Here is a 25,247-nt window from a genome sequence, read left to right on the forward strand (position 1 = left end):
CTGAAAGGAGCGTGGCAATCTCATAAAGCAAGATTCCAGAGATTGCTTCGTCAAAACTTACAGTTTTTCCTCGCAATAACGATGTCAACTTTTTTTAGGCATACCTACTTTGCAGCTCTTTTACGGTCGTTAGGGTCAAGTAGAGCTTTACGTAAACGAATAGATTTCGGTGTTACTTCAACTCGCTCGTCATCTTGTATATAGCTGATTGCCTGCTCTAACGTTAAAAGCATTGGTGGAGTTAGCCTTATGGCTTCGTCTTTACCTGCCGCTCTAACGTTGCTCAGTTGTTTCGCTTTTAGTGGGTTTACCTCTAAATCATTATCACGATTATGTTTGCCGATAATCATACCTCTATATACTTTGTCACTAGGGTTTATAAACATTTTCCCCCTTTCTTCTAGATTCCATAGAGCATATGCGACCGCTGCCCCGTCACCGTTAGAGATAAGTACGCCGTTACGTCTTCCCTCGATATTTCCTTTATAATCAGCGTATCCGTGGAAAATACGATTCATAATCCCTGTGCCTCGTGTTTCGGTTAAAAACTGGCTGTGATAGCCGATTAACCCTCTAGACGGTCCGATAAACGTAACACGGCTTTTACCGCCGCCTGACGGCCTCATATCAGTCATTTCGGCTTTTCTCAGTGCTAAAGATTTTACGACTACTCCAACATAATCATCATCAACGTCAACTTGGATTTCTTCCATTGGTTCTTGCTTATTACCTTTCTCGTCAATTTGGAATAATACTTCGGGTCTGCTGATAGATAGCTCAAACCCTTCACGACGCATAGTTTCAATTAAGATACCAAGTTGTAACTCACCACGCCCTGCAACTTGGAAAGCATTTTTCTCGGTAGCTTCAGTAACTTTTAAGGCAACGTTACTTTCAAGCTCACGCATTAACCTAGCTCCAATTAAGCTCGACGTAACTTTTGTCCCTTCGCTTCCTGCAAGCGGTGAGTCATTAACGCTAAAAGTCATGGATAAAGTCGGCGGATCGATAGGTAGAGACGGTACGGCCTCGGTTACCTCAGGGGAGCAGATAGTATCGGCAACGTTGGCGTTTTCAACGCCTGCTATGGCAATAATATCGCCGGCTGTAGCATCATTTATAGCGATTCGCTCTAAGCCTCTAAAGGCTAATATTTTAGTGATACGTCCGGTTTCAAGTACTTTATTCTCACGATTTAATACTTTTACGTTTTGGTTAATTTTAACAGTGCCGCTTTGTACACGACCTGTTAAAACCCTACCGAAGAAAGAATTATATTCTCTAGTAGTAACAAGCATAGAAAACGGTGCTTTGTCATCGGCTAAGGGTTTTGGTACATGCTGTACTATAAGGTCGAAAAGCGGTGCTAAATCATCTGCTAAATTGTCTAAAGGATTAATTTTATCATCAAAGGTTAAAGATGCTCTACCTGCTCTACCTGATGCATAAACTATAGGGAAGTCAAGCTGATCGTTGTTTGCTTCAAGTGCCACAAATAGCTCAAATACTTCATCGATAACTTCTTTAATTCTTTGGTCATCTCTATCGATTTTATTAATAACGACAATAGGTTTTAAGCTGAGATTTAACGCTTTAGAAAGCACGAATTTTGTTTGCGGCATTGGTCCTTCCGATGCATCGACAAGTAGCACTACACCGTCAACCATGCTAAGGATGCGTTCTACTTCACCGCCAAAATCGGCGTGTCCTGGCGTATCAACTATATTGATACGGATATCGTTCCACATAAGAGCAGTGCATTTGGCAAGTATCGTGATTCCACGCTCACGCTCAAGATCGTTAGAGTCCATAGCACGCTCAGCAACTGCTTGGTTAGCTCTAAATGTTCCGCTTTGTTTAAGCATGTTATCAACAAGCGTAGTTTTTCCATGATCAACGTGGGCAATAATTGCTATATTACGAATAGATGTCATCTTTAAAAATTCTCACAAGTTTACAATAGTTTTTCGTATTATACACTAAAATACCAAAAATTGGAATATAAGTTCTTGAAAAAGAAATTGATTTAATTGCAGAATAAAAATTACTAAGAATTTTTAAACTTTAAAATAAGAGAAATTAATGAACGATAATACAGCTTTATTTATATTTGATTGTGACAATACTTTAGTTGGACATTCGCATAATTATATCGGAGAGAGGTTAGGAGGTTTAATAGCACGTAATATACAAAATTGCTTTTTTAGCTCCTATGAAGAATGAGAGCAAGAAAAAGTTAGGCTTGAGCAAAAATTTTCTATAGAGCTGATGGAGAAATTCCTAGATAATGAAAATTTAGGTTGGAAAAATGAAGAGCAAATAGCACGCCTTTTTAAGAATATTATATTATCCGGTCATAAAATAGCTATAGCATCATTTAATGATTATCCTCATGCTGTAAAATATGCATTAGAAAGGTTACTAGGAAAGGAAGATGAATTTATATAAAATCAGCTTTACCTTCTAATAATTTTGAAAAAATACAAAATTGTACTAAAAAAGAATATATAAGAGAAATAATTAATAATACCGAAATAAAAAAAACGTATTTTTCATGGATGATGATATTAAATATGTCAATGCTGCAAAAGACTATGGTATTACAGCAGTTTTGGTTAAGAACAAAGGAACAGAGCATATTCATGAAGCTTTTAATTTTTTATATGAATTTAATGAACAGCATGAAATTTATGTTGAGTTAGAAGAACCGGCTACTGAACCTTTGCTTAGTGATGAAGAGAGTACCTATTTAAGTCCTGAAGCAATAAAAGCTATTGTGTTTGAACCTATTTCTAGTGATTATTATTCGGATGGCGAATATACACCATAGGGAGGCAGGAATGTGCCAATGTTAGGTAAAGGTTAAGTTTTTAATTATAGACAAATTGCTTGATGTTATTTATTCTTAGATTAATAAGGGTGTTGCTCCAGTGTCATTCCCGCGTAGGCGGGAATCTAGTCATCTTGAATGTCATCCCGCGACTTGGTCGCGGGATCTCAGGATACTGACTGTGACACAAGATCCCGTGGTCAAGCCACGGGATGACAATCTTAGCCGACACTGTTTAATCTAAAAGGATCAAGGATGATATACCGAATATTATGTTTATGCATATTCATAATAAATTTCTCAACGATTACGGAGGCACAAAATGTGCCAATTAAAGAAGATAATTTTAAAGTTAGAGTAGCTGTTGCTGATGTACAATCCATATTGGAAGGTTCGATCGCTATAAAAGATTTGCGTAATAAAATCGAAAAGCTTAATCATAAAATTCAAGAGGATATTGCTGCAAAAGAAGCAGAATTTAAACCGCTGGAAGAGAAGCTGCTAAATGAGCGTTCTCATTTAAGTGAAACCGAATTTGAGCATAAAGTAAACGAATTTAATGCAAAAGTTAGCCACGTTAGAAAAGAAATTCAGATTAAGAAAACAAAGCTTGAACAAGCCCACGCTGAGGCTATGAGTAGAGTCCATGAAACAACTATTACAATAATTAGTGAACTTGCCGAGAAATATAACCTTAATTTGGTAATTCCAAGTGCTCAAGTCTTATATGCCAAAAATAATTTGAATATAACTTCCGAAGTGACTTTTATGTTGAATGAGAGATTAAAAGAAGTAACAATAAACTATTGATAGTGTTGTATGGATTTTTGTGTATCATTCCCGCTTACGCGGGAATGACATAAATAAGAGAGTATTTAATATGGCAGAATTTACACCAATTACAATTGCATACGGGGACGGTATAGGTCCTGAAATAATGGAGGCAGTGCTTTATATATTACGTAAAGCTGAGGCTCGTATTCGTTTAGAAACCATTGAAGTAGGTGAAAAGCTTTACAAGAAGCATTATACTTCAGGTATAAGCGAGAAAAGCTGGGAATCAATACAACGCACCGGTATTATACTTAAAGCCCCAATTACTACTCCGCAAGGTGGAGGATATAAAAGTTTAAATGTCACGATTCGTAAAACATTACAGCTTTTTGCTAATATTCGTCCTTCAGTTTCGTTTCATCCTTTTACTAGAACATTACATCCAAATTTGAACCTAACTATTATACGTGAGAATGAGGAAGATTTATACGCAGGTATAGAATACCGCCAAACGCATAATATGTATGAGTCAATGAAGTTGATAAGTCATACAGGATGTGAGAAGATTATTAGATATGCTTTTGAATATGCAGTAAAAAATAACCGTAAAAAAGTCACGTGTTTAAGCAAAGATAATATTATGAAATTTTCCGATGGGGTTTTGCATAAAGTATTTAATGAGATTGCAAAAGAATACCCGCAAATTAATAACGCGCATTATATTATCGATATCGGGACGGCAAGGCTTGCTACCAAACCGGAAATATTTGACGTTATCGTAACTTCTAATTTATACGGTGATATCATATCTGACGTAGCTGCTGAGATTTCAGGCTCGGTAGGTCTTGCAGGTTCTGCAAATATTGGGCAGCATTATGCGATGTTTGAAGCGGTACATGGAAGTGCTCCCGATATTGCCGGTAAAGATATCGCAAATCCGTCAGGGCTTTTAAATGCTGCAATAATGATGCTAGTACATATAGGGCAGGGTGATATCGCTACATTAATCGAAAATGCTTGGAAAAAAACTATAGAGGATGGCGTTCATACAGCCGATATATATAACGAGCAGAGTTCTAGTAAAAAAGTCGGTACAAAAGAATTTGCCGAAGAAGTAACGAAAAGATTAGGACAATTACCGATAAAGCTACCTAAAGCGGATTATCCCTTAATTGCTGAGAAGCAAGAAAGCAATATAGATTATAAAATTGATACTAAAGAAGTTAAGCAATTGGTCGGTACGGATATATTTGTGAATATGAATGTATCTTCCGCTCACGATATAGCAGATAAAATTAATAAACTTGATCTTGGTAATTTTGAGTTAAAAACAATCTCGTCAAAAGGATTAAAGCTGTGGCCTCGTGATACAAGGTTTGAAACTATTTCCGATCATTGGTGTTGTCGTTTTATGAATAAAGACGGCACAGGAATAAAGCATTTAGATATAACAAGATTGCTTGAAGCTTTAAGCACAGCAAATATCGATTTTATCAAAGTAGAGAATCTATTTGAATTTGATGGGGTTGCAGGTTATAGCTTGGCTCAAGGTGAGTAAAAACGTCATTGCTAGTGAACTTTAGTTCGTGTGGCAATCTCAGGACTTTTGCATGAGATTGCTTCGTCAATTATTGTATAATTTCCTCGCAATGACGAAAAAAGGATAAACACAATGACACTATACTATATAGGAATTTTATTAGTAATTATTGGATTGTTTGCTATATTTTCAGGAATAATCGGTTTTTTTAGATTTCCTGATTTTTATACTAAATTACATGCAGCAAGTGTTATTGAGAGTTTCGGCGTGCCTATTTGCTTAATAGGTTTTGCGTGCATTGAAGCAGATATTGTGAACTCTGTTAAATTAATTTTAGCGGCTTTATTGGTTTTTATACTAAATCCGGTAGCAACTCATGCACTTGGTAAAGCATCTTTATTTATGAAAATTAGAGCTGATAGTGCCGTCATTGCGAGGAAAATTACGAAGTAATTGACGAAGCAATTTCAGGATGCTTGATAAGATTGCCACGTCGAAATTACGTTTCTCCTCGCAATGACGTTAAATTTTAACAACCATATGACAGTAAAGACAGCTTTAAATTTTGATCTCGGCAATTACCTACTTAACTTAATTGCTTTTTTATTGATCTTAATCTCGATAAAAATAATTTTTGCTAAAGATTTACTAAATGCAGTGATTGCTGCTTCTGTATTTAGCTTATTAATTGGCGTATCCTATCTTATTATGGATGCTCCTGATGTCGCAATGACCGAGGCAGCACTTGGAGCTTGCTTATCAACATGCGTATATTTGAGTTTGTTGCGTAAATTACCTTCGGATTTAAAGAATATTGAGAGAACTAATATTATTCCAGCAAGTTTAATATGTTTATTGTTTGTAGTAACTCTTGCTTATGTGGGGCTAGAATTACCGAATTACGGTGATGATAATGCTCCTATTCATATGCATTCAAGTAAATATTATATCGAAAATACCTCTAGAGATATAGGTGTACCTTCTTTTGTTGCGGCTATTCTTGCAAGTTATCGTGGATATGATACTTTAGGTGAAACTAGCGTAATTTTAATTGCAGGAATTGCCGTGTTGTTGATTTTTTCAAGAAAGTTTGATGATGTCATACCGCGACTTGATCGCGGTATCTCAGGACACAGCAGGCGATACAAGATCCCGTGGTCAAGCCATGGGATGACAAATCCAATAATAAAATATATTACTAGTTTTATAATACCTTATATAATTTTATATAGTATATATATTCAGTTTAACGGTGAGTCTTCGCCGGGTGGTGGGTTTCAAGCAGGTGTTATATTTGCATCTAGCCTTATTGCTTATGATTTAGTTTACGGTAATCGAAAATTAAGCCGATATTTTCCTCCTAACGTGCTAGTTTGTATTGCGGTTTTAGGTGTAGCAATATATGCAATTGTAGGAACAATATCACTCTTTTTTAACGATAATTATTTAAATTATTATTCACTAACAAATTTTATCAATGATAAGCTACTTGCTCAGCATATTGCGATAGTTATTGTTGAAATTGGTATAGGTTTAACTGTTGCAGCTATTATGTATTTAATTTACAACGTATTTAATAATTATGAGTAGTCTATTTGTACTAATTAAGCGTGAATTGATAGTGCAGAATCGCATTAATAATATAATTAAATATTTAGTTATATTTTTTTTATTTTGCATAATTAGTACTGTTTTAATTAACAGTGAAAGGGATATTAACAAATTCGGTTTAATTTTTTCGGTAATTTGTTTATTAATTTCATTAATCGGTTTTTCTTCGGTTATATTTAAATCTGATTTGGAAGACGGAAGCTTAGAGTTATTATTATCAATTGTTAGTCATGAAAAAATTATATTGGCTAAATTTTTTGCTATATTTATCAGCAGTACGATAGGGCTGGTTTTTGTTTTACCCATTATTTATGTTTTTTTTGATCAAACTTTGCTTGAGATAATATTTTTCTTTATTAGTGTATGGATGATATTAGTGTTATCAAGTAGTTTAGTAGTGTTATCCGGTAGTGTGCAATGTTATTTTAAGAAGAATGCTAACTTTGTCGGTACGTTTATCATGCCGTTATTAATTCCGAATATTATAATGACAGGTTTAATATTACAAGATAATCACTTACAATTAATTTTTATTATGATAGGGATTAATTTAGTATTTTTACCGATTTCATTCTTCTTGAGTTCCTGTTTAATTAAAAATATTTATAATATTACGTGATTTTGCTTTATTTTTACTAATGTAGTGATATAAAATAATATGAATATTATTAATTTTTTTGAGCAAAATATATGTGGCAGGCTTTACGAAGGTTAATGGCAGCAAATCCTATGGGATTTTTTCTGTGGTCTATTATCACTAAATGGTATTTAATTATAGCAGTTGCTTCCTTAATTACTTTATATTATACAGTATTGGGCTTAAAAAAAATTGGGTTTATAGATTATTTTACTGAAACTACGGTCGAGATATTAGATACAACTAAAGCAGTTGCGCAAAATTGTACTACAAAACTTGGTCCTAATTGGAATCATTTAGTTAATTTTTGGAATTGCTTGAGTGATCCTGGCGAATATAAGCATGAAGAAGGGACAGGAGCAAAAGTGTTAGAAGATGAAATAAATAAGCTTACGCCAAAACAAGCAGATAGTGTTGCAGACGTTGAACGTCCTATAATAAATCCTTATGAAGAACTAGAAAATCCAAATAATCTTAATAATACCCCAAGCGGTAGTAATAATAATCGTTAATTTATGTCACTTTAATATTATATGTCGGATACTGAAGATAATAAAAACAAACAAACAACACGTCGTGATTTTATGGTTCTAACGGCTAGTAGTGTTGCAGCAGTTGGAGCAGCATGTACGCTTTGGCCTCTCGTTGATTCTTTAAACCCTTCTGCGGACGTGCTAGCTTTATCATCAATTGAGGTTGATTTATCAAATATTGCGGTAGGTCAAACAGTTACGGTTAAATGGCAAGGTAAACCGGTTTTTATCACTAACCGTACGCCTGACAAAATAGCTGAAGCAAGAGCCGTTAAAATGTCAGAGCTGATTGATCCTGAAGCAGATGAAGCACGTGTGAAAGCAGGGCACGATAATTGGCTGGTGACGATCGGGATCTGCACGCATTTAGGTTGTGTGCCGCTTGCTAATCAAGGTGAATATAATGGATGGTTCTGTCCGTGCCATGGTTCACAATATGATTCTTCAGGTAGAGTTAGAAGAGGTCCTGCTCCTTTAAATTTAGCTGTGCCGCCTTACACTTTTATTAGCGACAAAAAAATTAGAATCGGGTAATTATTTATGAATGAAGATATTACCCCTAAAAAGCCTAATGCTATTATAGAATGGATAGATTATCGTCTTCCTATTTTTGCGTTCCTAAAGCATTTTAGTCATTATCAAACTCCAAAAAATCTTAGCTATTTGTGGAATTTAGGCTCTATTGCCGGTATTGCGTTAGTGATTCAGATAATCACCGGCGTCATACTTGCTATGCACTATACTCCTCATGTTGATCATGCTTTCGATAGTGTGGAGCGAATCATGCGTAACGTGAATTACGGTTGGTTATTGCGTTATACTCATGCGGTAGGTGCATCGATGTTTTTTGCTGCCGTATACTTACACATAGCAAGAGGTTTATATTACGGCTCTTATAAAACACCTAGAGAACTGCTTTGGCATATCGGTATCATCATTTTTCTAACCATGATGGCTACTGCTTTCATGGGTTACGTGCTTCCTTGGGGGCAGATGAGCTACTGGGGAGCAACGGTTATTACTAATTTATTTTCCGCTATTCCGTTAATAGGGGAATCCATAGTTACGTGGTTATGGGGTGGTTTTTCTGTTGATAACCCGACATTAAATAGGTTCTTCTCACTGCATTATTTATTGCCGTTTATTATTGTTGCTTTAGTGATGCTGCATTTAGTGGCCTTGCATCAGCATGGTTCAAATAACCCAAAAGGTATAGATGTTAAAAGCCCTAAAGATACTATTCCGTTCCACCCTTATTATACCGTAAAGGATTTTGTCGGTTTCGGAATTTATTTCATAATATTTGCCTATTTTATTTTTTACGAACCTAATTATTTAGGACATCCCGATAATTACATTCCGGCAAATCCGTTAGTTACGCCTGCCCACATTGTCCCTGAATGGTATTTTCTGCCGTTTTATGCAATACTTAGAGCCGTGCCGTCTAAGCTCGGTGGGGTGCTATTAATGTTCGGAAGTATATTTGTGTTATTCTTACTACCTTGGCTTGATACTTCAAAAGTGAGAAGTAGCAATTATAGACCGATATGCCGAGTTGCTTTTTGGATATTTATGGCAGATTGTTTATTGCTTGGTTATTTAGGCGGGCAGCCTGCAGAAGAGCCGTATATTACCATTAGCCGTTTTGCTGCTTGTTATTACTTTTTTCATTTCTTAGTAGTTCTGCCGCTGATAGGTAAATATGAAAAACCGCTGCCATTGCCGGAGGAGTTGTAAGAGTGAAGTCATTGTGAAGAGATGTCATTGCAAGGAAATTGCATAGCAATTGACGAAGCAATCTTAAGAGTTTATTGTTATTTTATGAGATTGCCGTGTAGCTTATGGCTGCTCGCAATGACGTTTTTTGTAAATTTATGAAGTAACCAATAGTATATATAGTAACTAACAAGACAAATGGTATACTCTATACTGGTGTTACTTTTAATTTAATAAAAAGAATATATCAACACAAAAATGATACAATTAAGGGGTTTAGTAAAAAGTATAATTGCAAAATTTTAGTATTTTATGAGATTCATCAAACTATGAATTCAGCAATAAATAGAGAAAAACAAATTAAAGCCGGTTTAAGAGACAAAAAAATTAAATTAATAGAACAAACAAATATAAATTGGGATGATTTGTATAATGAAATTATTCTGTAATCAAAACATCATTGCAAGGAAAGACAAAATCTCAACACGACAATCTTATAAAATAATAATAAACTCCTGAGATTGCTTCGTCAACATTTTCAATTTTTCCTCGCAATGACGACTCAAAAAAATTTATGAAAACAAAACTACTTATCTCTATCATCATACTCCTAACTTCGTGCTTAAGTTTAGCCAACGAAGAAGTATTACATCCAAAAAAGATGAAATGGTCGTTTGACGGCGTATTTGGTACAGTTAATCGTGAAGCAGCACAAAGAGGTTTTCAGGTCTATAAAGAAGTTTGTAGTGTTTGCCACGGTTTAAACAATTTATATTACCGTAATCTTAAAGATATCGGCTTTTCAGATGACGAGATAAAAGAGATTGCCAAAGGCTATACGATAAAAGACGGACCTAATGATGACGGTGAGATGTTTGACCGCCCCGCTCTTCCCTCTGATCGTTTTGTACCTCCTTACCCTAATGAGCAAGCAGCAAGAGTAGCTAATAACGGTGCCCATCCTCCTGATTTATCATTGATAATAAAAGCACGTCATGACGGAGCTAATTATATATATTCGCTACTTACCGGCTATACCGAACCGCCGGCAGATTTGAAGCTGATGCAGGGAACTCATTATAATCCCTATTTCCCTGGCGAGCAAATAGCCATGCCGCCGCCGCTTACAGACGGGCAGGTAACCTATATGGACGGTACTAACGCAAGTGTAGAGCAGATGTCGCAAGACGTTGTGGTATTTCTACAATGGGCAGCTGAGCCGGAAATGGAACATCGTAAATCTATGGGTCTTAAAGTTATGATGTTTTTAGCGGTATTTACTATCTTTTTCTATGTTGCAAAAAACCGTATTTGGTCTAATTTAAAGTAATTGTTGAGTGGATCAGTTTTCCTATTATTGGCGTTGTTGCATGGATCATTAAACATGTTCGGTGTCATTTCTGCGAAAGCAGGAATCCAGTAAAAAATGATAAAAATACAGCAAACTATATAAAAATTTAGTATATAATTAGATTAAAAAACTGGATTCCTGCTTTTGCAGAAATGACATAAATAATCAGTCCATGCTGCCCCTTTTTGCCTCTTTCTTAGTATAATGACTTATCTTTGCTATACTTATCCTAAAATTTATATATATAGGTCTTTATGATTACTTTACTTGCGGCGATAACAGGATTTATTAATTCAATAATTCCTGAAATTTTGAAAATATATAAAGATATTAACGACAAAAAACACAAGATAAATATTTTAGACCGTCAAATTGCTAATAACAAACTTAATCAGTCTAAAACTTTTACAGAGCTTACCATATTACAAGAAATGGCAGAGCAATATTCTCTTTACTCCACTTATAAATCAGGTGTTAGTTGGGTTGATGCTTTAAATGGTTCGGTAAGACCCGTGTTTGCCTATAGCTTTTTTGCAATGTATGGAGGAGTTAAATATGTTCAATATAAATCGTTAAAAAGTGCTGCTCTGCTAGTTGAATATCTAGATATATTATGGAGCATAGAAGATCAAACTATTTTTGCAGAGATTATTAGTTTTTATTTTGGGCAGCGTACTTTCAGCAAATTATGGAAATGTAAGACTTGAATTTTAAATAGATAATTTTATATATTTAAATATATAACTAACAAAATTAATGGTGGTTTTATGTTAAAGAGCGTAAGATTATATATTCCATCTATAGCAGCTATGATTTTATCTAGTAATATTGCAATAGCTAATAAGAATTATGATTCCGGTAATGCAACGCCACTGCGTCAGGTAGCAGATTTAATAGATAATCAAATTACAAATATTGATAATTTATTTAAAAATAGATTGCCACTTTATGAATCTAATAGCATAAAAAGTAATTTTATTACTAAAGATAAGCAGTATATTATTGTTATGGAAGTACCTGGCTTTGATAAAAGTCAAATTAAGGTTAAAGTAAACGGTAATAAATTATTTATTACAGGGAATATAGAAGAAAAAAGTAAAGCTGATGATTCAGATAATTATATGAATAAAAATTTTAATTATGTAATATCATTATATGAAGATGTAGATCAGGCAAATATCTCTTCAAGCCTTAAGAATGGAATACTTACTATTATTCTACCTCGTATTGAGATTAAAGAACAAGAAGCAAGAGAGATAGTAATTGATTAATCAAGCATTGCTAAATATTAGCATTTAATTTTTCTGAAACAAAACCTTTCTCTATATAGTTAGGTAATTTTATTAGCTCCTGCTTTAGTTCATTATCTACTCCTATGGTTTCAAATTTTCGATCGACTAAGAAAATTATAGGTTTAGTGTTATGAATAAAGAAGAAGTCAAAATTCGGTTTGTTATCAAAATATCGATTAATACGAGGAAAATGATAAGCATGAGTAACAATAGCAATTTTGGCGTTACTTAACCGTTTGCATGCTCTTTATATAGAGTTTTAAATTGTCCGCCGGTATTGGTTTGGTATTCCGGCAGCGTAAAAATATAAAAATTTTCTTTTGGATAATCGGTAATAATATTTTTATCAAGCGCTTCTTGTAGTAATTTATTATCATACGCTCCGCCGTTAAACAAAATCATCGGTCCGTATTTTTTCAATTCTTCATATGTTAGGCTAGATATTTGCTTATCAAGTTTTTTAGCTGCTACTTCTCTTGCAATCTCTATGCCAAGCCTCATCCTATTATATCCGTCCTCTTTATCTGCAGCCCCTGTATTTTGAGTATCGGAATTGATAGGTATTTTGGTATAAGAATGTCTTGCGGATTTTTTCATTAGCAGGATCAAACTCTAGATTATTTAGATTGGTTATTACCTGCTCAAAATGTTTATCTTGAGTAAATTTTTGATAACTCTGAAATCCTAGAACTGAGGCTATAGCTATAATAAATATAGAAATAGCAGTAGTAAAGTTTTTCTAGTTTTTCATGTTGCGATAAAGATAATAAGGTTGAAATATGAAAAAGTCATACCAAAGCTTGACCATGATATCAAGAAAAATAACTTTTAGTAATTTATTCGCTTTTTAGCTTTGCTAGATCTTGAGGGGTAGGCAGGAATTTTTCAAGCTTTTTAGGTAATGTTGCTGTAAGCTTAAATTGTGATACTCCTTTGGATGCCTTCTATAGCGTAAGTAATACCTTGTTTTTCTTCGCACAAAATTAACCCAATTGTAGGATTATCCGAATTATCTTTAATTGTGCGATCCATTAAATTAAGATAAAAATTTAGTTTACCGGCATATTCCGGCTTAAACTTGCCGGTTTTTAATTCAATAACAACATAGCATTTGAGTTTTATGTGATAAAAAACTAAATCCAAATAATAATCTTCTCCCTCAAGTTCTATATGATACTGATTGCCAACAAATGCAAAACCTTGTCCTAACTCTAATAAAAAGTTTTTAATATTATCTATCAATTTATTTTCTAAATCTTGTTCTATTATTTTACCTTGAATATCTAAAAATTCTAAGTTATACGGGTCTTTTATAATCGACCTTGCTAAATCAGACTGTAGCTCAGGTAAAGTATTGGAAAAGTTATTTATACCTTTCGCTGACCTTTCATGTAAATTACTTTTAATTTGCAAAGATAATACATTTCTTGACCAACCATTTTCGATAGTTTGTTGTGCATACCAAATTCTTTGATTTATATTTTTTAGTTTTGAAAAAATAATAATATTATGACTCCATGGGATTTCTCCAACCGTCTGTTGGAGAATTTGGTCATTATTATATTTTGCAAAAAACTGACGCATATAAGAAAGGTTTTGATATGATAATCCTTTCATTTCAGGAAATGCTTTACGCAAATCATCAGAAATATTTTGAATAACTTTTGATCCCCATTTTGCTTTATTCTGAAGTTCTAAAATTAATTTTCCTATATTCCAATAAAGAACTATCAATTCTTTATTTACTGCTAAATGGGCTCTAATACGAGCTTTGCTAATTTCTTGTTTTAAATTTTTAATTAAATCAGTATATGCTTCATTACTTAAAGTATTGCTCATTGATTTTCACTACTTCTTACCACCTGCATTCATAGCAAGGTTTGCGGAAACAAATTCTTCAAGGTCACCGTCAAGCACTCTTTTAGTATCGGAAGTTTCATAATCGGTACGTAAATCTTTTACCAGTTGATAAGGTTGCAAAACATATGATCTAATTTGATGTCCCCAGCTATTATCGGTTTTAGCGGCATTCTGCTCGTTAACGCTATCGGTACGTTTTTGCATTTCAAGCTCATAGAGTTTGGCTTGAAGCATTTTCATAGCTTGAGCTTTATTTTTATGCTGCGATCTATCGCTTTGGCATTGTGTTACCGTACCGGTCGGTATATGAGTGATACGTACAGCTGAATCGGTAGTATTAACGTGCTGCCCGCCGGCTCCCGATGCTCTAAAAGTATCGATTCTTAAATCTTTATCCTCAATAGTAATTGCTATATTGTCATCAATTTCGGGATATACCCAGCTACTTGCAAAGCTAGTCATTCTTTTACCGGCTGCATTAAACGGAGAAATACGCACTAATCTGTGAACGCCAGCTTCGGTCTTAAACCAGCCGTAAGCACACTTTCCTATTATCCTAATCGTGCATGATTTAATGCCTGCCTCTTCGCCGTTAATCATATTGATTATTTCGGTTTTAAAGCCGAGTCTTTCGGCAAAACGCAAATACATACGCATCATAATAGACGCCCAGTCATGGCTTTCAGTTCCCCCGGCTCCAGCATTAATCTCTAAAAAGCAATTATTACCGTCTGCTTTACCTGAAAACAAACATTCCGTTTCAAATTTGGCAGCAATGATGCTTAAATTTTTTAAGTCTTGTTCAATTTGTGAAAGTGTTTCTAAATCGTTTTCGGCTTCAGCCATTTCTTCAAGTTCTAAAGCATCTTTGAAATTGGATTTGAGTTTATTAAAAGCGTTTAGTTTTTCTTCTAGATTACTTTTTTCTCGCAGTAATTTTTGAGCATTAGCCTGATCATTCCATAAACTAGGATCGGCTGTTAACTCTTCTAACGCGTTCAGTCTTTCAGTTGATGCTTCAACGTCAAAGTGACCTCCAAAGTAGTTCTAAAGACTGCTCAATTTTTCTTACATAATTTTCTATTTCAGCTCGCATTATTTTTTCCTGTTATAAATTTCGATTTTGTTATATATTATCGTGGTTTAGTGTTATTCCGCGACTTGATCGCGGGATAACAGACAATAAACAAATGCAAATTATATCACAATAATTATGAATCATCAAAAATATATAAGGAACTTCTCAATAATCGCCCATATTGATCACGGTAAATCTACGTTAGCCGATAGGTTAATTGAACATTGCGGCGGCTTGCAGGCTAGGGAAATGAGCCAGCAAGTGCTAGATTCGATGGATATTGAAAAAGAGAGAGGTATAACTATTAAGGCACAAACCGTGCGGCTTGTATATAAAGCTAAAGACGGTAACACCTACTATTTGAATCTCATGGATACTCCCGGGCATGTCGATTTTGCTTATGAAGTTAGTAGGTCACTTGCTGCTTGTGAAGGCTCGTTATTGGTAGTTGATAGTACGCAAGGAGTAGAAGCACAAACGCTTGCCAATGTTTACCAAGCAATCGAGAATGATCATGAGATTGTACTGGTGCTTAACAAGCTTGACCTACCGGCGTCAGAACCTGAACAGGTTAAGCAGCAAATAGAGGATATAATCGGAATCGATGCAAGTGAGGCTGTGCTAATCTCTGCGAAAAGCGGTATAGGGATTGATTTAGTTTTAGAGGCTATAGTAAATAAATTACCTCCGCCAAAAGAAAGTAGTTCTGATATTTTGAAAGCTTTGCTTGTTGATAGTTGGTATGACCCATATCTTGGCGTGGTTATTTTAGTACGTGTTATTGATGGCTACTTACGTAAGAATATGCGTATTAAAATGATGGCTACTAACTCGGTTTATACCGTTGAGAATGTTGGCTATTTTACTCCGAAAAAACATATTTCGGATGTTCTGCATGCAGGCACAATCGGCTTCTTTACTGCGGCTATAAAGCAAGTAGTGGATTGTAAAGTTGGGGATACTATCACTGATGAAAAAAAGCCTTGTGAGCAAGCTCTACCGGGTTTTAAACCAAACTTACCCGTAGTGTTTTGTGGTCTTTATCCAACGGATAGCTCGGAATTTGAGCATCTAAAGGATTCACTAGTGAAATTACGCCTTAATGATGCTAGTTTTGAGTATGAAATGGAAAGCTCTTCGGCACTCGGAGTAGGTTTTAGATGCGGCTTTTTAGGGCTGTTACATTTAGAGATAATCCAAGAACGTTTAAGTAGGGAATTCGATTTAGATTTAATCACTACCGCTCCAAGTGTGGTGTATAAAATTCATATGCGGGACGGTGAGAGCTTAGAGATACATAACCCGGCAGATTTGCCTGATTTACAAAAAATCGAATCAATGGAAGAGCCTTGGATTAAGGCAACTATAATGGTACCTGATGAGTTTTTAGGTGCGGTACTATCGCTTTGTACGGAAAAGAGAGGGGTGCAGCTCGATCATAGCTATATAGCAAATAGGGCTAAAATAATTTATAAATTACCGCTAAATGAGATAGTCTACGATTTCTATGATCGTTTAAAAAGCTGTTCTAAAGGTTATGCAAGTTTTGAATGGCAAATGGATGTTTATGAACCTTCCGAACTTGTTAAGCTTGGGATTTTGGTTAACGCAGAGGCGGTTGATGCACTATCCACAATCGTACACCGCTCACGTGCCGAGCAAAGGGGGAGGGCATTATGCGTAAGGTTAAAGGATTTAATACCGAGACAGCAGATTGATATAGCAATTCAAGCAAGTATAGGTAGTCGTATTATCGCTCGTGAGACTATTAAAGCCCTACGTAAAGATGTTTTATCTAAATGTTACGGTGGTGATATAAGTCGTAAACGTAAATTACTTGAGAAGCAAAAAGTAGGTAAAAAGAGAATGAGACAGTACGGTAATATCGAAATTCCGCAATCTGCGTTTATTGCAGCTTTAAAAATAGGTGATGAATAAAACTTTTTTATTTTATATAAAGAAAACGCTAGACGTTATAATAAAGATTTGTTATAAGGAAGTATCTGAATCTTCCAGATACTTCTAATGTTCCTCGGTAGCTTAGTGGTAGAGCAAACGGCTGTTAACCGTTCGGTCGCTGGTTCGAGTCCGGCCCGGGGAGCCATTCCTCGATTTTTGACAAATTTACGAATGAATCAAACGGCGAATGCAGCATAAAGTCAAGCTTTTTGCCTGTTAATTTAATTGTTGAAAACACAGTTTTTATTAGGCGTCTTTTTCCCTCAGCATTCGACAAAACAAAATATTGATGTGCATTGGCAACTAAATTATAGTACATCTATCATTTTTTCCGTAAAACAATCATCACCTTTATTATGCTCTGCTATCTCTAACATTACTTTATCACGACGTGTTGTTAAGTTATATTTATCTTCTTCGTATTCTTCATTTATAAATATACCTTCTAAAAGTTTATTTCTAAGCTTATTAAGGCTATTTTTTACACTGATAAGTTCTTTATTTAATTCTGTTATTCTTGTGTTATAATAATCTTTTTCATATTTTGCCGATTCTTTAACACTTTTAATTATTTTGTTCAATAAATCAGGCTCAATATACATTGATGCAAAAACTTTTTCTATTTGTTCTATAATTCTTTAGTAATAATAGGCTTGTAAATATGAGGGTAGTATTTGTTGCCTTTTTTATAATTTATTACTCCGTGATAAAAAGTATTATTTAATATTTTATGTCAGGCAATGGGGCGTATTAGATGTGTTAGTTAACCCTTATGCACTTGGTACAAGCGACAGTATAAGAATAAGATTTATGCAGGGTATCGATATTGCCATAAGATATCCTGAATCTTTTGCCGTTGCTAGGAAATAATCAACTAGCTTTTCTTGCTACTTCCATAGTACGAATACGATTTTAATATGCGGCCATTCATTACGCTGTGCTAATTTTAAATCATATCTTGCTTGTAAATTAAATCTATAATTGGGCTGAAGTGTGAAAATATTTACCTAATCTCAGTGCCATATCAGTAGTAAGAGTTCGTTTGCCATGCACTATAGCGTGAATACGGCTAGGTGGTACATCAATATCACGAGCTAGCTGGTTTTGACTTATATTCAAAGGCTTTATAAATTCTTCATATAAGACATCACCAGGGGTTATAAGGTCAAGTAATTGGGTCATAAATATTCTCCTAATGATCATTAACAGCTATGGTTAATGGGTATATGTATTATACATGAAATCATAATCAGAATAGCAGGACCCAGTTTACTCTTACTGAAGTTTTATATAAGACAGTTGCAGAAGTAGAGCAAATAACAGTAGATGAATGGTATCATTGGCTCGCTTATTTTAGACTGAAAAAATCTAGAAAACAGAACAACCTAAGAAAATAAAGGTCAAAATTTGTATCTCAGAATTTATTGAATCAAGTTCAAGTGCCTTATTATAAGCGTCAAGTGCTAACCTATATTGACCTAGCTTTTTTAAAGTTAGACCTTTATTATTATATATTTTTGAAAATTTAGGATTTAACTCAATAGCTAATTCATATTTTCCTAAAATAGCTAAATTAGTACCTTTATTATAATAATATACTGAAGAGTCTCTCTTATCCTCTAATGCCAAAGCTGGATTAATTTGAATAAAGATTATATAAGACTTAAAATTAAATATTGTTGGTAGTTTTGCATATTTTTCTTGTGAATTAAATTTTAGTATAAAAATACACTGAAAATAAACTATTAGAAAGAATAAAAATTATTGTAAGTAAATAAGACTACTAAGGAAGTTAGAGTGACTTTTCGGGGGATTGATAAAACTAGGGGGAGGCAGATGTTGTGCCTTTGATGTTGCAACCAAAGGAACACCTGCCGTGGTAACCTAGTTGCTTCGGCTTGGCAATTCAGCCGGGCTATCGGTATCCACAAAAATTTTGTTCACCTAGACCGCAGAATTGATTACACTGATTTAAAGCAAATCAATTAGCACTCTTACGCAAGAACCTAGAAATTTACCTGCACTTTTAAGCTACCTTGTTGAGCGAAATATTTACTCGCCACATTCGCATCATAATTAACGCCGTATTCCATCGTTTGGTGTTTGGCAGTTACACCGACACCAAAGTTAAAGCTAGTTTTAGCAGGCTTAAAGCTATTAGTCGTAAATGGGCTGTTCATCCCTTGTAACCTAGCATCGATAGCGGGAGTTTTATTAAAGTTATAGTCTAGCATGCCTTAAATTGCAGGGCTTAAAACTAGATTTTCTACGTTAATATCTAACCGGCTAAAATCTGTCCGGTTTGACATCCTAACACCTGCAAGCCCTTCAATCATATTATACTTCTTCCCTTTAACGATTAAATTTTGGAAAGTCGTACCGGTCTCAGTATATCCTGAATCTCTGATATCGGAATATCTAATCCCTACGGTTGGTGTTAAATTAATCGCTTTCGGAGCTAAATAACTGTTATATGAACGTGATTTATATTTACCGATTGTCGTTTTATAACTGATCAAATTCCTACCCAAAGCAATATTACGCTGTGAATAATTCTTAACTTTACTATCACCTTAAGAAGCTATACCTTCAAAAAAACAATTTTTATTTGGTACATTAATATAAGCCGTATAAAGAAAATATTGCTCTGTACTTTACTTTTATCGCCGACATTATTATTGTTCTGCTTTACCTTAGTATCAGTTCTAGTATAAGCAACGCCAAGTAAGAAATCATCGCCTACTCAACTATCAAAACCGACAGTACCGCCGGTTGAGTTAGATTTATAACCGCTTAGATTATTTTGTGCCTTTTGAGTACTATTGCCGACAAAAGGACTAGCCCACGTACCGAAATCTACTTCTGTCTCATCACCGGCAGAAATAGCAACTTTATTTATTCGGGAATCTCAAGAAGATGAATTACCGACTATACTATGAGATACAACTTGCATATTTACTGCAGTTATTACCGCTCCCGGTCTTACCATATCTGGTGTAACACGATCTAGTGTTTCTTTTTGCTGCTCAATAGTAAAAAAAACAAACTCGTCTTGAAACGTATCCGCCTCAGTATCTTCAGATGCACGGATCAGTGTTGCAATATCTTGTGCCTCCTCCGGTGTAAAACTGCCTTCATCTATTTCTTTTTGCAATATTTCATTGGCTATATTAGTAGCCGATAAAGTTAATGATGAAGTATTTATCGACCATTTAATGAAACTCTTGTCATTACCGTCAATGAAAAATTTAATTTTATCGGCAGACAACGGAATTAGTCCATTTTCGTCCTCTGAAGATATTAGTGAATATTTAGTATTTTCATTTATTTCTCCTGTATGTACGTCAGTACCGTTAAACTGAATCTCTAATTCATCTAGTGAAGATAAATCCATTTTACTACCGGGTGTAATCACTATATTACCACCGGAATTTTTTGCTTGATCATAGCTTGTAGCCACAATTAGCTTACCTAAAAAACTGCTTTGACCGGTATATGATACCGGTACTGCATTTAAATTAATCGTAGTACCGCTACCGGTTAAATTACCATTAAAGGCAAGTTTGTTGGTAAATGCTAAAGTTACTCCGCTTGTAACTACACTATTAGCCGTTATATTGTTAGCAAATATATTTACCGAGCCGGGTGATAAGGTAATAATACCGTTACTATTAACGCTACTTGCAAAACTTGTCTTATTATTTGTCGTAATGTTACCAACCGGATTTGCTGCCGTACCTTATACAACCTATAGCCAAATTATGTTTTTGTATGATTGGTAAAAATAAGTTGAAAATAAGATAAATTTTGCTACTATAGGCTACAATACTTATTACGATGTAATATAGCCTTTGGAAAGAATTCTAATAATTTACAAAAAGTTTTTAAAAATGACTATTAATAATGATGTTTATATAAATCAGTTAAAACCAACTGCGAAAGCAGCAATGCTTATTCGTAAACCAATTGATCAAGTATTTGAAGCTTTTATAAATCTTAATATTACCTCAAAATTTTGGTTTACTAAAAGTAGCGATAAGCTAGAAGTTAAGAAACAAATCACTTGGACATGGGAAATGTATGGCTTCTCAGCTCAAATTAACGTGCAGGAAATTGAAAAAAATAAAAAAATACTTATTGAATGGGATGCGTATAAAAACCCTAACATTAGTAGAATGGCAGTTTACTTCGATTAGGTCAGAAGAAACTTTTGTTACCATTACAAATACCGGTTTTATAGGTGATGGTGATAAAGTAGTAAAACAGATTATTTTTTAACTAAAAGATTTATCTTAGTGCTTGCCGGAGCTAAGGAATTTCTAGAGCATAATATTATTTTAAATCTTGTAATTGAGCGCTTTACTAAAAAAATAGATTAATAAAAGAATTAAAACTTTAAATGTTCCTTTAATAGTTTAATATGAGAAAAAAGTTAAACTTTAAAGATACGCTTCCTATAGTAACAGCTAAGAATATGCAAACTTCAATTCTAAATCCATTAATAACAAGACTAAAAACCTTATATAGCTCTCATGATACTTTACCAAAGCTAATAGAAGATGAGAAAATCAAAGCGCAGTCTTTAGAGGAATATTATGTAAAATTACAGATATTACTAAGTGAAGACGATGAAGCAGTTAAAGCAGCATTACGCGATAAAGTTGTCGGAGAAAAGAAGTTGGTAGAAATAGAGAATATTTTTAAAGCCATAGATACGGAAGAAAAGATAAGGGAGTTGTTTGATAAAAATTATCAAGTTCAAGAAGAAAAAATTGATAATATAGTTAAGTCACTAAATGAAGAAAATAAGTTTGCGATACTTCGCAGAAATCTAACTAATAAAAGTACCTCAGAAATAAAAAATATAGTTGAGAAAATAAACAGAATGCAAGTTGATATAGGTAAAGTATTGTTACTCGGTAGTGCAGGAATAGGTAAAACCAGGGGAAAAGAAAAACTGTGGAACGACAAATTTGATTATGTATTTAGAATCAGGTTAAAGGAATTGTTAAGCAATTGGACAGTACGTTACGGTACTAATATAGATAACGATATACTAATTTGTTTTGTCCATTATTGTTTAGATTCTAAAGATATAAAACTTGAAGATATAAAAAGCATACAAGATAAAGATAGGATATTATTACTACTGGATGGTTATGATTAGGTAGCGTTTTTATCACAGAGTAATCGTGATTACCGAGATATTATGGATTCTGTATTTCAGTATAAAAATATCGTAATAAGTTCTAGGCCTAATGTGGTTATAGAAGAAATGAGCAACAGGTTTGAGCGGAAAGTAGACAATACAGGCTGGGATAGTGAGGGAATAGAACAATATGTACATAAAAATTTTGAGTATGATAAAGAGCTTGGAACACCATTAAAAATCTTTTTGGATACTCATAGCCAAATAAAAGAAATATGTGAAGTTCCTATCAATACTGCATTAATATGTTTGGTTTGGAGCGATCAAGCAGTAAGGGATAAATTTCAAAAAAAAATAGTAATAAAGATTTTAATATAAGTCGTTTATATAGTGAAATAATAAACTGGCTTAATAATATGCATCTAGAAACAAAATAAATATAAAAATAAAACAGAAGCTAATAATCACTTAAAAAACAAAATAAGTTTTTTAGAGCAAATAACCTATGAGTCGTTTGTTGCAACAGGGAAGTGAGTAGAGCACAAAGTAGTAGAAAGCAAGAAAGATATATTAGATATAGACGAAGTTGTAGAATAAGGGCTATTAAGAAGAGAAGGGTAAAATTTGCAATTTATTCATTTAACATTTCAAGAATATCTATCTGCATGTTATTTAAAAAATCAGTTAGCAGATAACAACACAAAATACACAGCAGCAAATTTTATAGGTGCGCATCGAAACGATCCGAAATATCTAATGACTCTGAAGTTTCTAGCAGGGATGGTAAGTAATGAAAATAATCAAGAGTTAATAGAAATATTTTGGGAAGCTGTAACATGTAATGTTGATGGAATATTAGAGCTAGGAATTGAAAGAAAGATTAAACTCTTAATGCATTTATTAGCTCAAAGCAAAATTAACGGAAAATTTAATAGTAGAATACCGTATTTAAAACAAATACAAAAGTTGATAGATGAGATCGTACTAAAAGACAGATTGGGAACAACATATAATAGACAGCGGATATTTATCGGAAGAGATTGCTAAGCTAATAAATGAAAAATTACGAAACAAAGAAACTATATTTCAAGCATTTAAAACAGCTATAGAAATAATCACAAGCTTAATAAATAAAAATACGTCGGGTAATAAAACAAAAATTTATGAAAGATTAATCGGTTTATTAAAAGTTGATGATACGCAATTAAAGAAGCTAGTATTACAAAAGTTGGCACATATATTAGATGAGACGATAGACGAGATGGTAATACGAGAAAGTGTAAACACAATAACATCATTATTAAATATTTGGGAATTAAATAGATGTGTAAATATAATATTGATTAAAATAATTAATACTATATCTGATTTAGATGAAGAATTATTAAAACAAGTACAAAAATTACAAAATAAATCTTTAGTTACTACCAGCATGATTGAGATAGTAAAGGCAAAACCTAGTTTAGCAAAAGAAGCATTCAAAGTATTGAAAGAACTAGTTAATGATTCCAACGAAAGTATCAAATTTGCAGTTATTGATGGTATAGTTGAGATAGTAAAAATAATGCACACAACAGAAGCATGTGATGCATTCAAAGAGCTGCTTAGTGATTTTGATATTGATAATTACACTCATAGCCATGTTAAGGAGGAGGCCGTTAGAAGCTGAGTGGAAGTAGTAAAAGCAATGCATGTAGAATCCGCATTTAAAGCATTGACAGAACTAGTTGAAGATCCTAATAAAAGTCTTAGCAGCTATTTGGAGTTTAATTGTGGTAATAGAAACAAAGCCTAGTACTACAGAAGAAGTATTTATAATATTAAAAGAGGTGTTGCTCCTGATAATTATTTTAAGTCTGAAGCTGCTAAGAGCATAGCTGAGATAGTAAGAGCAAATTCTAGTATGATGAAAGAAGCATTTAGTGTTTTAAAAAAGCTGATTATTGATCATAATATTGAAGATTTTATTAAGTGTGAAATTGCTAGTAGTATGGCAGAAATAGTAAAAGTGATGCCATCAGAAGAAATAATTACTGGATTGAAAGAGTTACTTAATAATCCTAACTGTTATGTCAGATATGCAGCTGTTTGGAGTTTAGTCGAGATAATAGAAAGAAAGCCTAATATAGCGATAGAAGTATTTATGCAGCTGCTGTAAGTTTAATTAATATAATAAATGTAAGATCATTTGATAAAGCTAGTTATAAATAAGTTAATAGGTTAATAAAAATAATTGATCTACATAGAACTCAAAATTTTGATAAGGATTTATATTTAGAAATAGACGCCACTCTACACACAATAACCGATTACATCACTCAAGAATATGAAAAAAGTAAAAATCCTGAAGTAATAGAATGGTTTATTGCGAGTTTTAACGAATTACCGAATATAAGCGAAACGCAAATCTTTTTAAAAGAAATATGTAAAAGCATATTAAAAAGCGGTGTGATAAATGAGTTAGAGAGTAAGTTTATTTTAAATGGTATAAAGAAATATAATTTTACTTTTACGGTATCGGTTAGTAAAGAACCAGGAATAGAAGGCAAGATAATATTTGAGGATAGAAACTATGAAATATTTACAACCGATAATTCAGCAAGCAAAATAGTAAGTTTAGAGGAGTTTGCAACTAAATTACTTGCAGCAACAGACGATCCGTTAGCAGAACAATATAAAAAACATAAACCTCTATTCCTAAACAAAGGATTAGCTCTTAAAATAGCAGCAAGTGATATTAATTACGTAAGTAGTATTACAAATGAAAATACCAAACTTTTTACTGAAAAATATCTTTTATCTTATGCAGGTGATAATAAAGATAAGTTCGTAATGTTGTTAGAAAAAAGAAGTATTTTCGGTGATCATCTAATATATAAATTTGGTGAGGATAATTTAAAGAAAATAGCCACTATTT

General features: G+C 33.6%; 31 protein-coding genes, 1 tRNA gene and 4 pseudogenes. 24 read left to right on the forward strand and 12 right to left on the reverse strand.

What is annotated here, in order from left to right; genetic code table 11:
- Positions 1-104 precede the first annotated feature (104 nt).
- On the reverse strand, positions 105-1,934 hold the full coding sequence (gene typA / locus RGRA_RS0102425; RefSeq protein ID WP_017443205.1) for a translational GTPase TypA: 1,830 nt from the start codon (positions 1,932-1,934) through the stop codon (positions 105-107).
- Positions 1,935-2,082: 148 nt separating this feature from the next.
- Between typA and RGRA_RS13165 the strand changes: the two are divergent.
- The 14 genes and pseudogenes from RGRA_RS13165 to RGRA_RS0102505 form a co-directional block, all read left to right on the forward strand.
- Positions 2,083-2,307: pseudogene (locus tag RGRA_RS13165) on the forward strand (hypothetical protein); the annotation flags it as partial.
- Positions 2,308-2,554: 247 nt separating this feature from the next.
- Positions 2,555-2,830, forward strand: a complete 276-nt coding sequence (locus tag RGRA_RS13170; RefSeq protein WP_017443208.1) for a hypothetical protein — start codon at positions 2,555-2,557, stop codon at positions 2,828-2,830.
- A 255-nt stretch (positions 2,831-3,085) separates the two neighbouring features.
- A complete protein-coding gene (locus tag RGRA_RS0102445; protein ID WP_017443209.1) occupies positions 3,086-3,640 on the forward strand; it encodes an OmpH family outer membrane protein in 555 nt (184 codons plus the stop codon).
- 70 nt (positions 3,641-3,710) lie between these two features.
- On the forward strand, positions 3,711-5,162 hold the full coding sequence (locus RGRA_RS0102450; RefSeq protein WP_017443210.1) for an NADP-dependent isocitrate dehydrogenase: 1,452 nt from the start codon (positions 3,711-3,713) through the stop codon (positions 5,160-5,162).
- 114 nt (positions 5,163-5,276) lie between these two features.
- The gene (locus RGRA_RS0102455; RefSeq protein WP_017443211.1) at positions 5,277-5,597 is read left to right on the forward strand and encodes a Na+/H+ antiporter subunit G; all 321 of its coding nucleotides are present in this window, start codon (positions 5,277-5,279) and stop codon (positions 5,595-5,597) included.
- Between the two features lie 63 nt (positions 5,598-5,660).
- Positions 5,661-6,734, forward strand: a complete 1,074-nt coding sequence (locus RGRA_RS0102460; RefSeq protein ID WP_017443212.1) for a DUF4040 domain-containing protein — start codon at positions 5,661-5,663, stop codon at positions 6,732-6,734.
- Positions 6,727-7,374 (forward strand): heme exporter protein CcmB, encoded by a 648-nt coding sequence (locus RGRA_RS0102465; RefSeq protein WP_017443213.1) that lies wholly within the window; start codon positions 6,727-6,729, stop codon positions 7,372-7,374. Before RGRA_RS0102460 ends, RGRA_RS0102465 begins: the two co-directional genes overlap by 8 nt.
- A gap of 71 nt (positions 7,375-7,445) precedes the next feature.
- Positions 7,446-7,904 carry a DUF2670 domain-containing protein gene (locus RGRA_RS0102470; protein WP_017443214.1) on the forward strand — a complete coding sequence of 153 codons (459 nt, stop codon included), beginning with the start codon at positions 7,446-7,448 and terminating at the stop codon, positions 7,902-7,904.
- Positions 7,905-7,925: 21 nt separating this feature from the next.
- Entirely contained in the window at positions 7,926-8,459 is a 534-nt protein-coding gene (petA, locus tag RGRA_RS0102475) for a ubiquinol-cytochrome c reductase iron-sulfur subunit (protein WP_017443215.1), read from the forward strand.
- A 6-nt stretch (positions 8,460-8,465) separates the two neighbouring features.
- On the forward strand, positions 8,466-9,662 hold the full coding sequence (locus tag RGRA_RS0102480) for a cytochrome b (RefSeq protein ID WP_017443216.1): 1,197 nt from the start codon (positions 8,466-8,468) through the stop codon (positions 9,660-9,662).
- A 158-nt stretch (positions 9,663-9,820) separates the two neighbouring features.
- The gene (locus RGRA_RS14060; RefSeq protein ID WP_269077345.1) at positions 9,821-10,090 is read left to right on the forward strand and encodes a GIY-YIG nuclease family protein; all 270 of its coding nucleotides are present in this window, start codon (positions 9,821-9,823) and stop codon (positions 10,088-10,090) included.
- Positions 10,091-10,215: 125 nt separating this feature from the next.
- Positions 10,216-10,971 carry a cytochrome c1 gene (locus RGRA_RS0102490; protein ID WP_017443217.1) on the forward strand — a complete coding sequence of 252 codons (756 nt, stop codon included), beginning with the start codon at positions 10,216-10,218 and terminating at the stop codon, positions 10,969-10,971.
- Between the two features lie 275 nt (positions 10,972-11,246).
- Positions 11,247-11,699: a hypothetical protein gene (locus RGRA_RS08475; protein WP_017443218.1), complete on the forward strand. Its 453-nt coding sequence runs from the start codon at positions 11,247-11,249 to the stop codon at positions 11,697-11,699.
- A 60-nt stretch (positions 11,700-11,759) separates the two neighbouring features.
- A complete protein-coding gene (locus RGRA_RS0102505; RefSeq protein ID WP_017443219.1) occupies positions 11,760-12,263 on the forward strand; it encodes an Hsp20/alpha crystallin family protein in 504 nt (167 codons plus the stop codon).
- Between the two features lie 249 nt (positions 12,264-12,512).
- On the opposite strand, the gene RGRA_RS12085 is transcribed toward RGRA_RS0102505, so the two are convergent.
- The 4 genes and pseudogenes from RGRA_RS12085 to prfB all read right to left on the reverse strand — a co-directional run bounded on the left by RGRA_RS12085 (position 12,513) and on the right by prfB (position 15,240).
- Positions 12,513-12,881, reverse strand: coding sequence for a hypothetical protein (locus RGRA_RS12085; protein ID WP_162146307.1), 369 nt, complete (start codon positions 12,879-12,881; stop codon positions 12,513-12,515).
- Between the two features lie 239 nt (positions 12,882-13,120).
- A pseudogene (locus RGRA_RS14245) lies at positions 13,121-13,697 on the reverse strand (PDDEXK nuclease domain-containing protein).
- A 30-nt stretch (positions 13,698-13,727) separates the two neighbouring features.
- Positions 13,728-14,123 (reverse strand): annotated as a pseudogene (locus RGRA_RS14250) (DUF1016 N-terminal domain-containing protein); the annotation flags it as partial.
- Positions 14,124-14,132: 9 nt separating this feature from the next.
- Positions 14,133-15,240 (reverse strand): peptide chain release factor 2 gene (prfB, locus tag RGRA_RS0102525; RefSeq protein ID WP_157668012.1). Its coding sequence is split into 2 segments (ribosomal slippage): positions 14,133-15,170 and positions 15,172-15,240, totalling 1,107 coding nucleotides; the frame shifts between segments, so codons are not numbered across the junction.
- A gap of 117 nt (positions 15,241-15,357) precedes the next feature.
- On the opposite strand from prfB, the gene lepA reads away from it, so the two are divergent.
- Both lepA and RGRA_RS0102535 read left to right on the forward strand, forming a co-directional pair.
- Positions 15,358-17,160: a translation elongation factor 4 gene (gene lepA / locus RGRA_RS0102530; protein WP_017443222.1), complete on the forward strand. Its 1,803-nt coding sequence runs from the start codon at positions 15,358-15,360 to the stop codon at positions 17,158-17,160.
- A 91-nt stretch (positions 17,161-17,251) separates the two neighbouring features.
- A tRNA-Asn gene (locus RGRA_RS0102535) sits at positions 17,252-17,326 on the forward strand.
- Between the two features lie 163 nt (positions 17,327-17,489).
- Here RGRA_RS0102535 and RGRA_RS13185 read toward each other — a convergent pair.
- The 7 genes from RGRA_RS13185 to RGRA_RS0102560 form a co-directional block, all read right to left on the reverse strand.
- A complete protein-coding gene (locus RGRA_RS13185) occupies positions 17,490-17,783 on the reverse strand; it encodes a hypothetical protein (protein WP_024547249.1) in 294 nt (97 codons plus the stop codon).
- A gap of 373 nt (positions 17,784-18,156) precedes the next feature.
- Positions 18,157-18,363, reverse strand: a complete 207-nt coding sequence (locus RGRA_RS08495; protein WP_017443224.1) for a HigA family addiction module antitoxin — start codon at positions 18,361-18,363, stop codon at positions 18,157-18,159.
- A 186-nt stretch (positions 18,364-18,549) separates the two neighbouring features.
- The gene (locus RGRA_RS08500) at positions 18,550-18,810 is read right to left on the reverse strand and encodes a tetratricopeptide repeat protein (RefSeq protein WP_017443225.1); all 261 of its coding nucleotides are present in this window, start codon (positions 18,808-18,810) and stop codon (positions 18,550-18,552) included.
- A gap of 377 nt (positions 18,811-19,187) precedes the next feature.
- On the reverse strand, positions 19,188-19,415 hold the full coding sequence (locus RGRA_RS12490; RefSeq protein ID WP_017443226.1) for an autotransporter outer membrane beta-barrel domain-containing protein: 228 nt from the start codon (positions 19,413-19,415) through the stop codon (positions 19,188-19,190).
- A gap of 3 nt (positions 19,416-19,418) precedes the next feature.
- Complete coding sequence (locus RGRA_RS12495; RefSeq protein WP_017443227.1) at positions 19,419-19,700, reverse strand: autotransporter domain-containing protein; 282 nt, start codon at positions 19,698-19,700, stop codon at positions 19,419-19,421.
- 224 nt (positions 19,701-19,924) lie between these two features.
- A complete protein-coding gene (locus tag RGRA_RS11700) occupies positions 19,925-20,080 on the reverse strand; it encodes an autotransporter outer membrane beta-barrel domain-containing protein (RefSeq protein ID WP_157668013.1) in 156 nt (51 codons plus the stop codon).
- Between the two features lie 9 nt (positions 20,081-20,089).
- Positions 20,090-20,641: a hypothetical protein gene (locus RGRA_RS0102560; protein WP_017443228.1), complete on the reverse strand. Its 552-nt coding sequence runs from the start codon at positions 20,639-20,641 to the stop codon at positions 20,090-20,092.
- A 106-nt stretch (positions 20,642-20,747) separates the two neighbouring features.
- Between RGRA_RS0102560 and RGRA_RS0102565 the strand changes: the two genes are divergently transcribed.
- The 8 genes and pseudogenes from RGRA_RS0102565 to RGRA_RS11380 form a co-directional block, all read left to right on the forward strand.
- Positions 20,748-20,963 carry a hypothetical protein gene (locus tag RGRA_RS0102565; RefSeq protein WP_017443229.1) on the forward strand — a complete coding sequence of 72 codons (216 nt, stop codon included), beginning with the start codon at positions 20,748-20,750 and terminating at the stop codon, positions 20,961-20,963.
- 108 nt (positions 20,964-21,071) lie between these two features.
- Positions 21,072-21,377 (forward strand): SRPBCC domain-containing protein, encoded by a 306-nt coding sequence (locus RGRA_RS13190; protein WP_236609762.1) that lies wholly within the window; start codon positions 21,072-21,074, stop codon positions 21,375-21,377.
- A 224-nt stretch (positions 21,378-21,601) separates the two neighbouring features.
- On the forward strand, positions 21,602-22,348 hold the full coding sequence (locus tag RGRA_RS13195; protein WP_017443230.1) for an NACHT domain-containing protein: 747 nt from the start codon (positions 21,602-21,604) through the stop codon (positions 22,346-22,348).
- 108 nt (positions 22,349-22,456) lie between these two features.
- A complete protein-coding gene (locus RGRA_RS13200) occupies positions 22,457-22,708 on the forward strand; it encodes a hypothetical protein (RefSeq protein WP_236609763.1) in 252 nt (83 codons plus the stop codon).
- A 246-nt stretch (positions 22,709-22,954) separates the two neighbouring features.
- Positions 22,955-23,377, forward strand: coding sequence for a hypothetical protein (locus RGRA_RS08520; RefSeq protein WP_017443232.1), 423 nt, complete (start codon positions 22,955-22,957; stop codon positions 23,375-23,377).
- A gap of 181 nt (positions 23,378-23,558) precedes the next feature.
- A complete protein-coding gene (locus RGRA_RS12500; protein ID WP_017443233.1) occupies positions 23,559-23,999 on the forward strand; it encodes a hypothetical protein in 441 nt (146 codons plus the stop codon).
- A gap of 234 nt (positions 24,000-24,233) precedes the next feature.
- Positions 24,234-24,488: a HEAT repeat domain-containing protein gene (locus RGRA_RS11375; protein ID WP_017443235.1), complete on the forward strand. Its 255-nt coding sequence runs from the start codon at positions 24,234-24,236 to the stop codon at positions 24,486-24,488.
- A 290-nt stretch (positions 24,489-24,778) separates the two neighbouring features.
- A pseudogene (locus RGRA_RS11380) lies at positions 24,779-25,247 on the forward strand (hypothetical protein); the annotation flags it as partial.

Source organism: Rickettsia gravesii BWI-1 (assembly GCF_000485845.1).
In the GTDB taxonomy this organism is placed as follows: Bacteria; Pseudomonadota; Alphaproteobacteria; order Rickettsiales; family Rickettsiaceae; genus Rickettsia; species Rickettsia rickettsii.

Bases quoted from the DNA above. Each gene is read 5' to 3' on its own strand.
- typA (WP_017443205.1), bottom strand. From the start codon at position 1,934: ATGACATCTATTCGTAATATAGCAATTATTGCCCACGTTGATCATGGA.
- RGRA_RS13170 (WP_017443208.1), top strand. From the start codon at position 2,555: ATGGATGATGATATTAAATATGTCAATGCTGCAAAAGACTATGGTATT.
- RGRA_RS0102445 (WP_017443209.1), top strand. From the start codon at position 3,086: ATGATATACCGAATATTATGTTTATGCATATTCATAATAAATTTCTCA.
- RGRA_RS0102450 (WP_017443210.1), top strand. From the start codon at position 3,711: ATGGCAGAATTTACACCAATTACAATTGCATACGGGGACGGTATAGGT.
- RGRA_RS0102455 (WP_017443211.1), top strand. From the start codon at position 5,277: ATGACACTATACTATATAGGAATTTTATTAGTAATTATTGGATTGTTT.
- RGRA_RS0102460 (WP_017443212.1), top strand. From the start codon at position 5,661: ATGACGTTAAATTTTAACAACCATATGACAGTAAAGACAGCTTTAAAT.
- RGRA_RS0102465 (WP_017443213.1), top strand. From the start codon at position 6,727: ATGAGTAGTCTATTTGTACTAATTAAGCGTGAATTGATAGTGCAGAAT.
- RGRA_RS0102470 (WP_017443214.1), top strand. From the start codon at position 7,446: ATGTGGCAGGCTTTACGAAGGTTAATGGCAGCAAATCCTATGGGATTT.
- petA (WP_017443215.1), top strand. From the start codon at position 7,926: ATGTCGGATACTGAAGATAATAAAAACAAACAAACAACACGTCGTGAT.
- RGRA_RS0102480 (WP_017443216.1), top strand. From the start codon at position 8,466: ATGAATGAAGATATTACCCCTAAAAAGCCTAATGCTATTATAGAATGG.
- RGRA_RS0102490 (WP_017443217.1), top strand. From the start codon at position 10,216: ATGAAAACAAAACTACTTATCTCTATCATCATACTCCTAACTTCGTGC.
- RGRA_RS08475 (WP_017443218.1), top strand. From the start codon at position 11,247: ATGATTACTTTACTTGCGGCGATAACAGGATTTATTAATTCAATAATT.
- RGRA_RS0102505 (WP_017443219.1), top strand. From the start codon at position 11,760: ATGTTAAAGAGCGTAAGATTATATATTCCATCTATAGCAGCTATGATT.
- RGRA_RS12085 (WP_162146307.1), bottom strand. From the start codon at position 12,881: ATGAAAAAATCCGCAAGACATTCTTATACCAAAATACCTATCAATTCC.
- lepA (WP_017443222.1), top strand. From the start codon at position 15,358: ATGAATCATCAAAAATATATAAGGAACTTCTCAATAATCGCCCATATT.
- RGRA_RS13185 (WP_024547249.1), bottom strand. From the start codon at position 17,783: ATGTATATTGAGCCTGATTTATTGAACAAAATAATTAAAAGTGTTAAA.
- RGRA_RS08495 (WP_017443224.1), bottom strand. From the start codon at position 18,363: ATGACCCAATTACTTGACCTTATAACCCCTGGTGATGTCTTATATGAA.
- RGRA_RS12490 (WP_017443226.1), bottom strand. From the start codon at position 19,415: ATGCTAGACTATAACTTTAATAAAACTCCCGCTATCGATGCTAGGTTA.
- RGRA_RS13190 (WP_236609762.1), top strand. From the start codon at position 21,072: ATGACTATTAATAATGATGTTTATATAAATCAGTTAAAACCAACTGCG.
- RGRA_RS13195 (WP_017443230.1), top strand. From the start codon at position 21,602: ATGAGAAAAAAGTTAAACTTTAAAGATACGCTTCCTATAGTAACAGCT.
- RGRA_RS13200 (WP_236609763.1), top strand. From the start codon at position 22,457: ATGAGCAACAGGTTTGAGCGGAAAGTAGACAATACAGGCTGGGATAGT.
- RGRA_RS11375 (WP_017443235.1), top strand. From the start codon at position 24,234: ATGATGAAAGAAGCATTTAGTGTTTTAAAAAAGCTGATTATTGATCAT.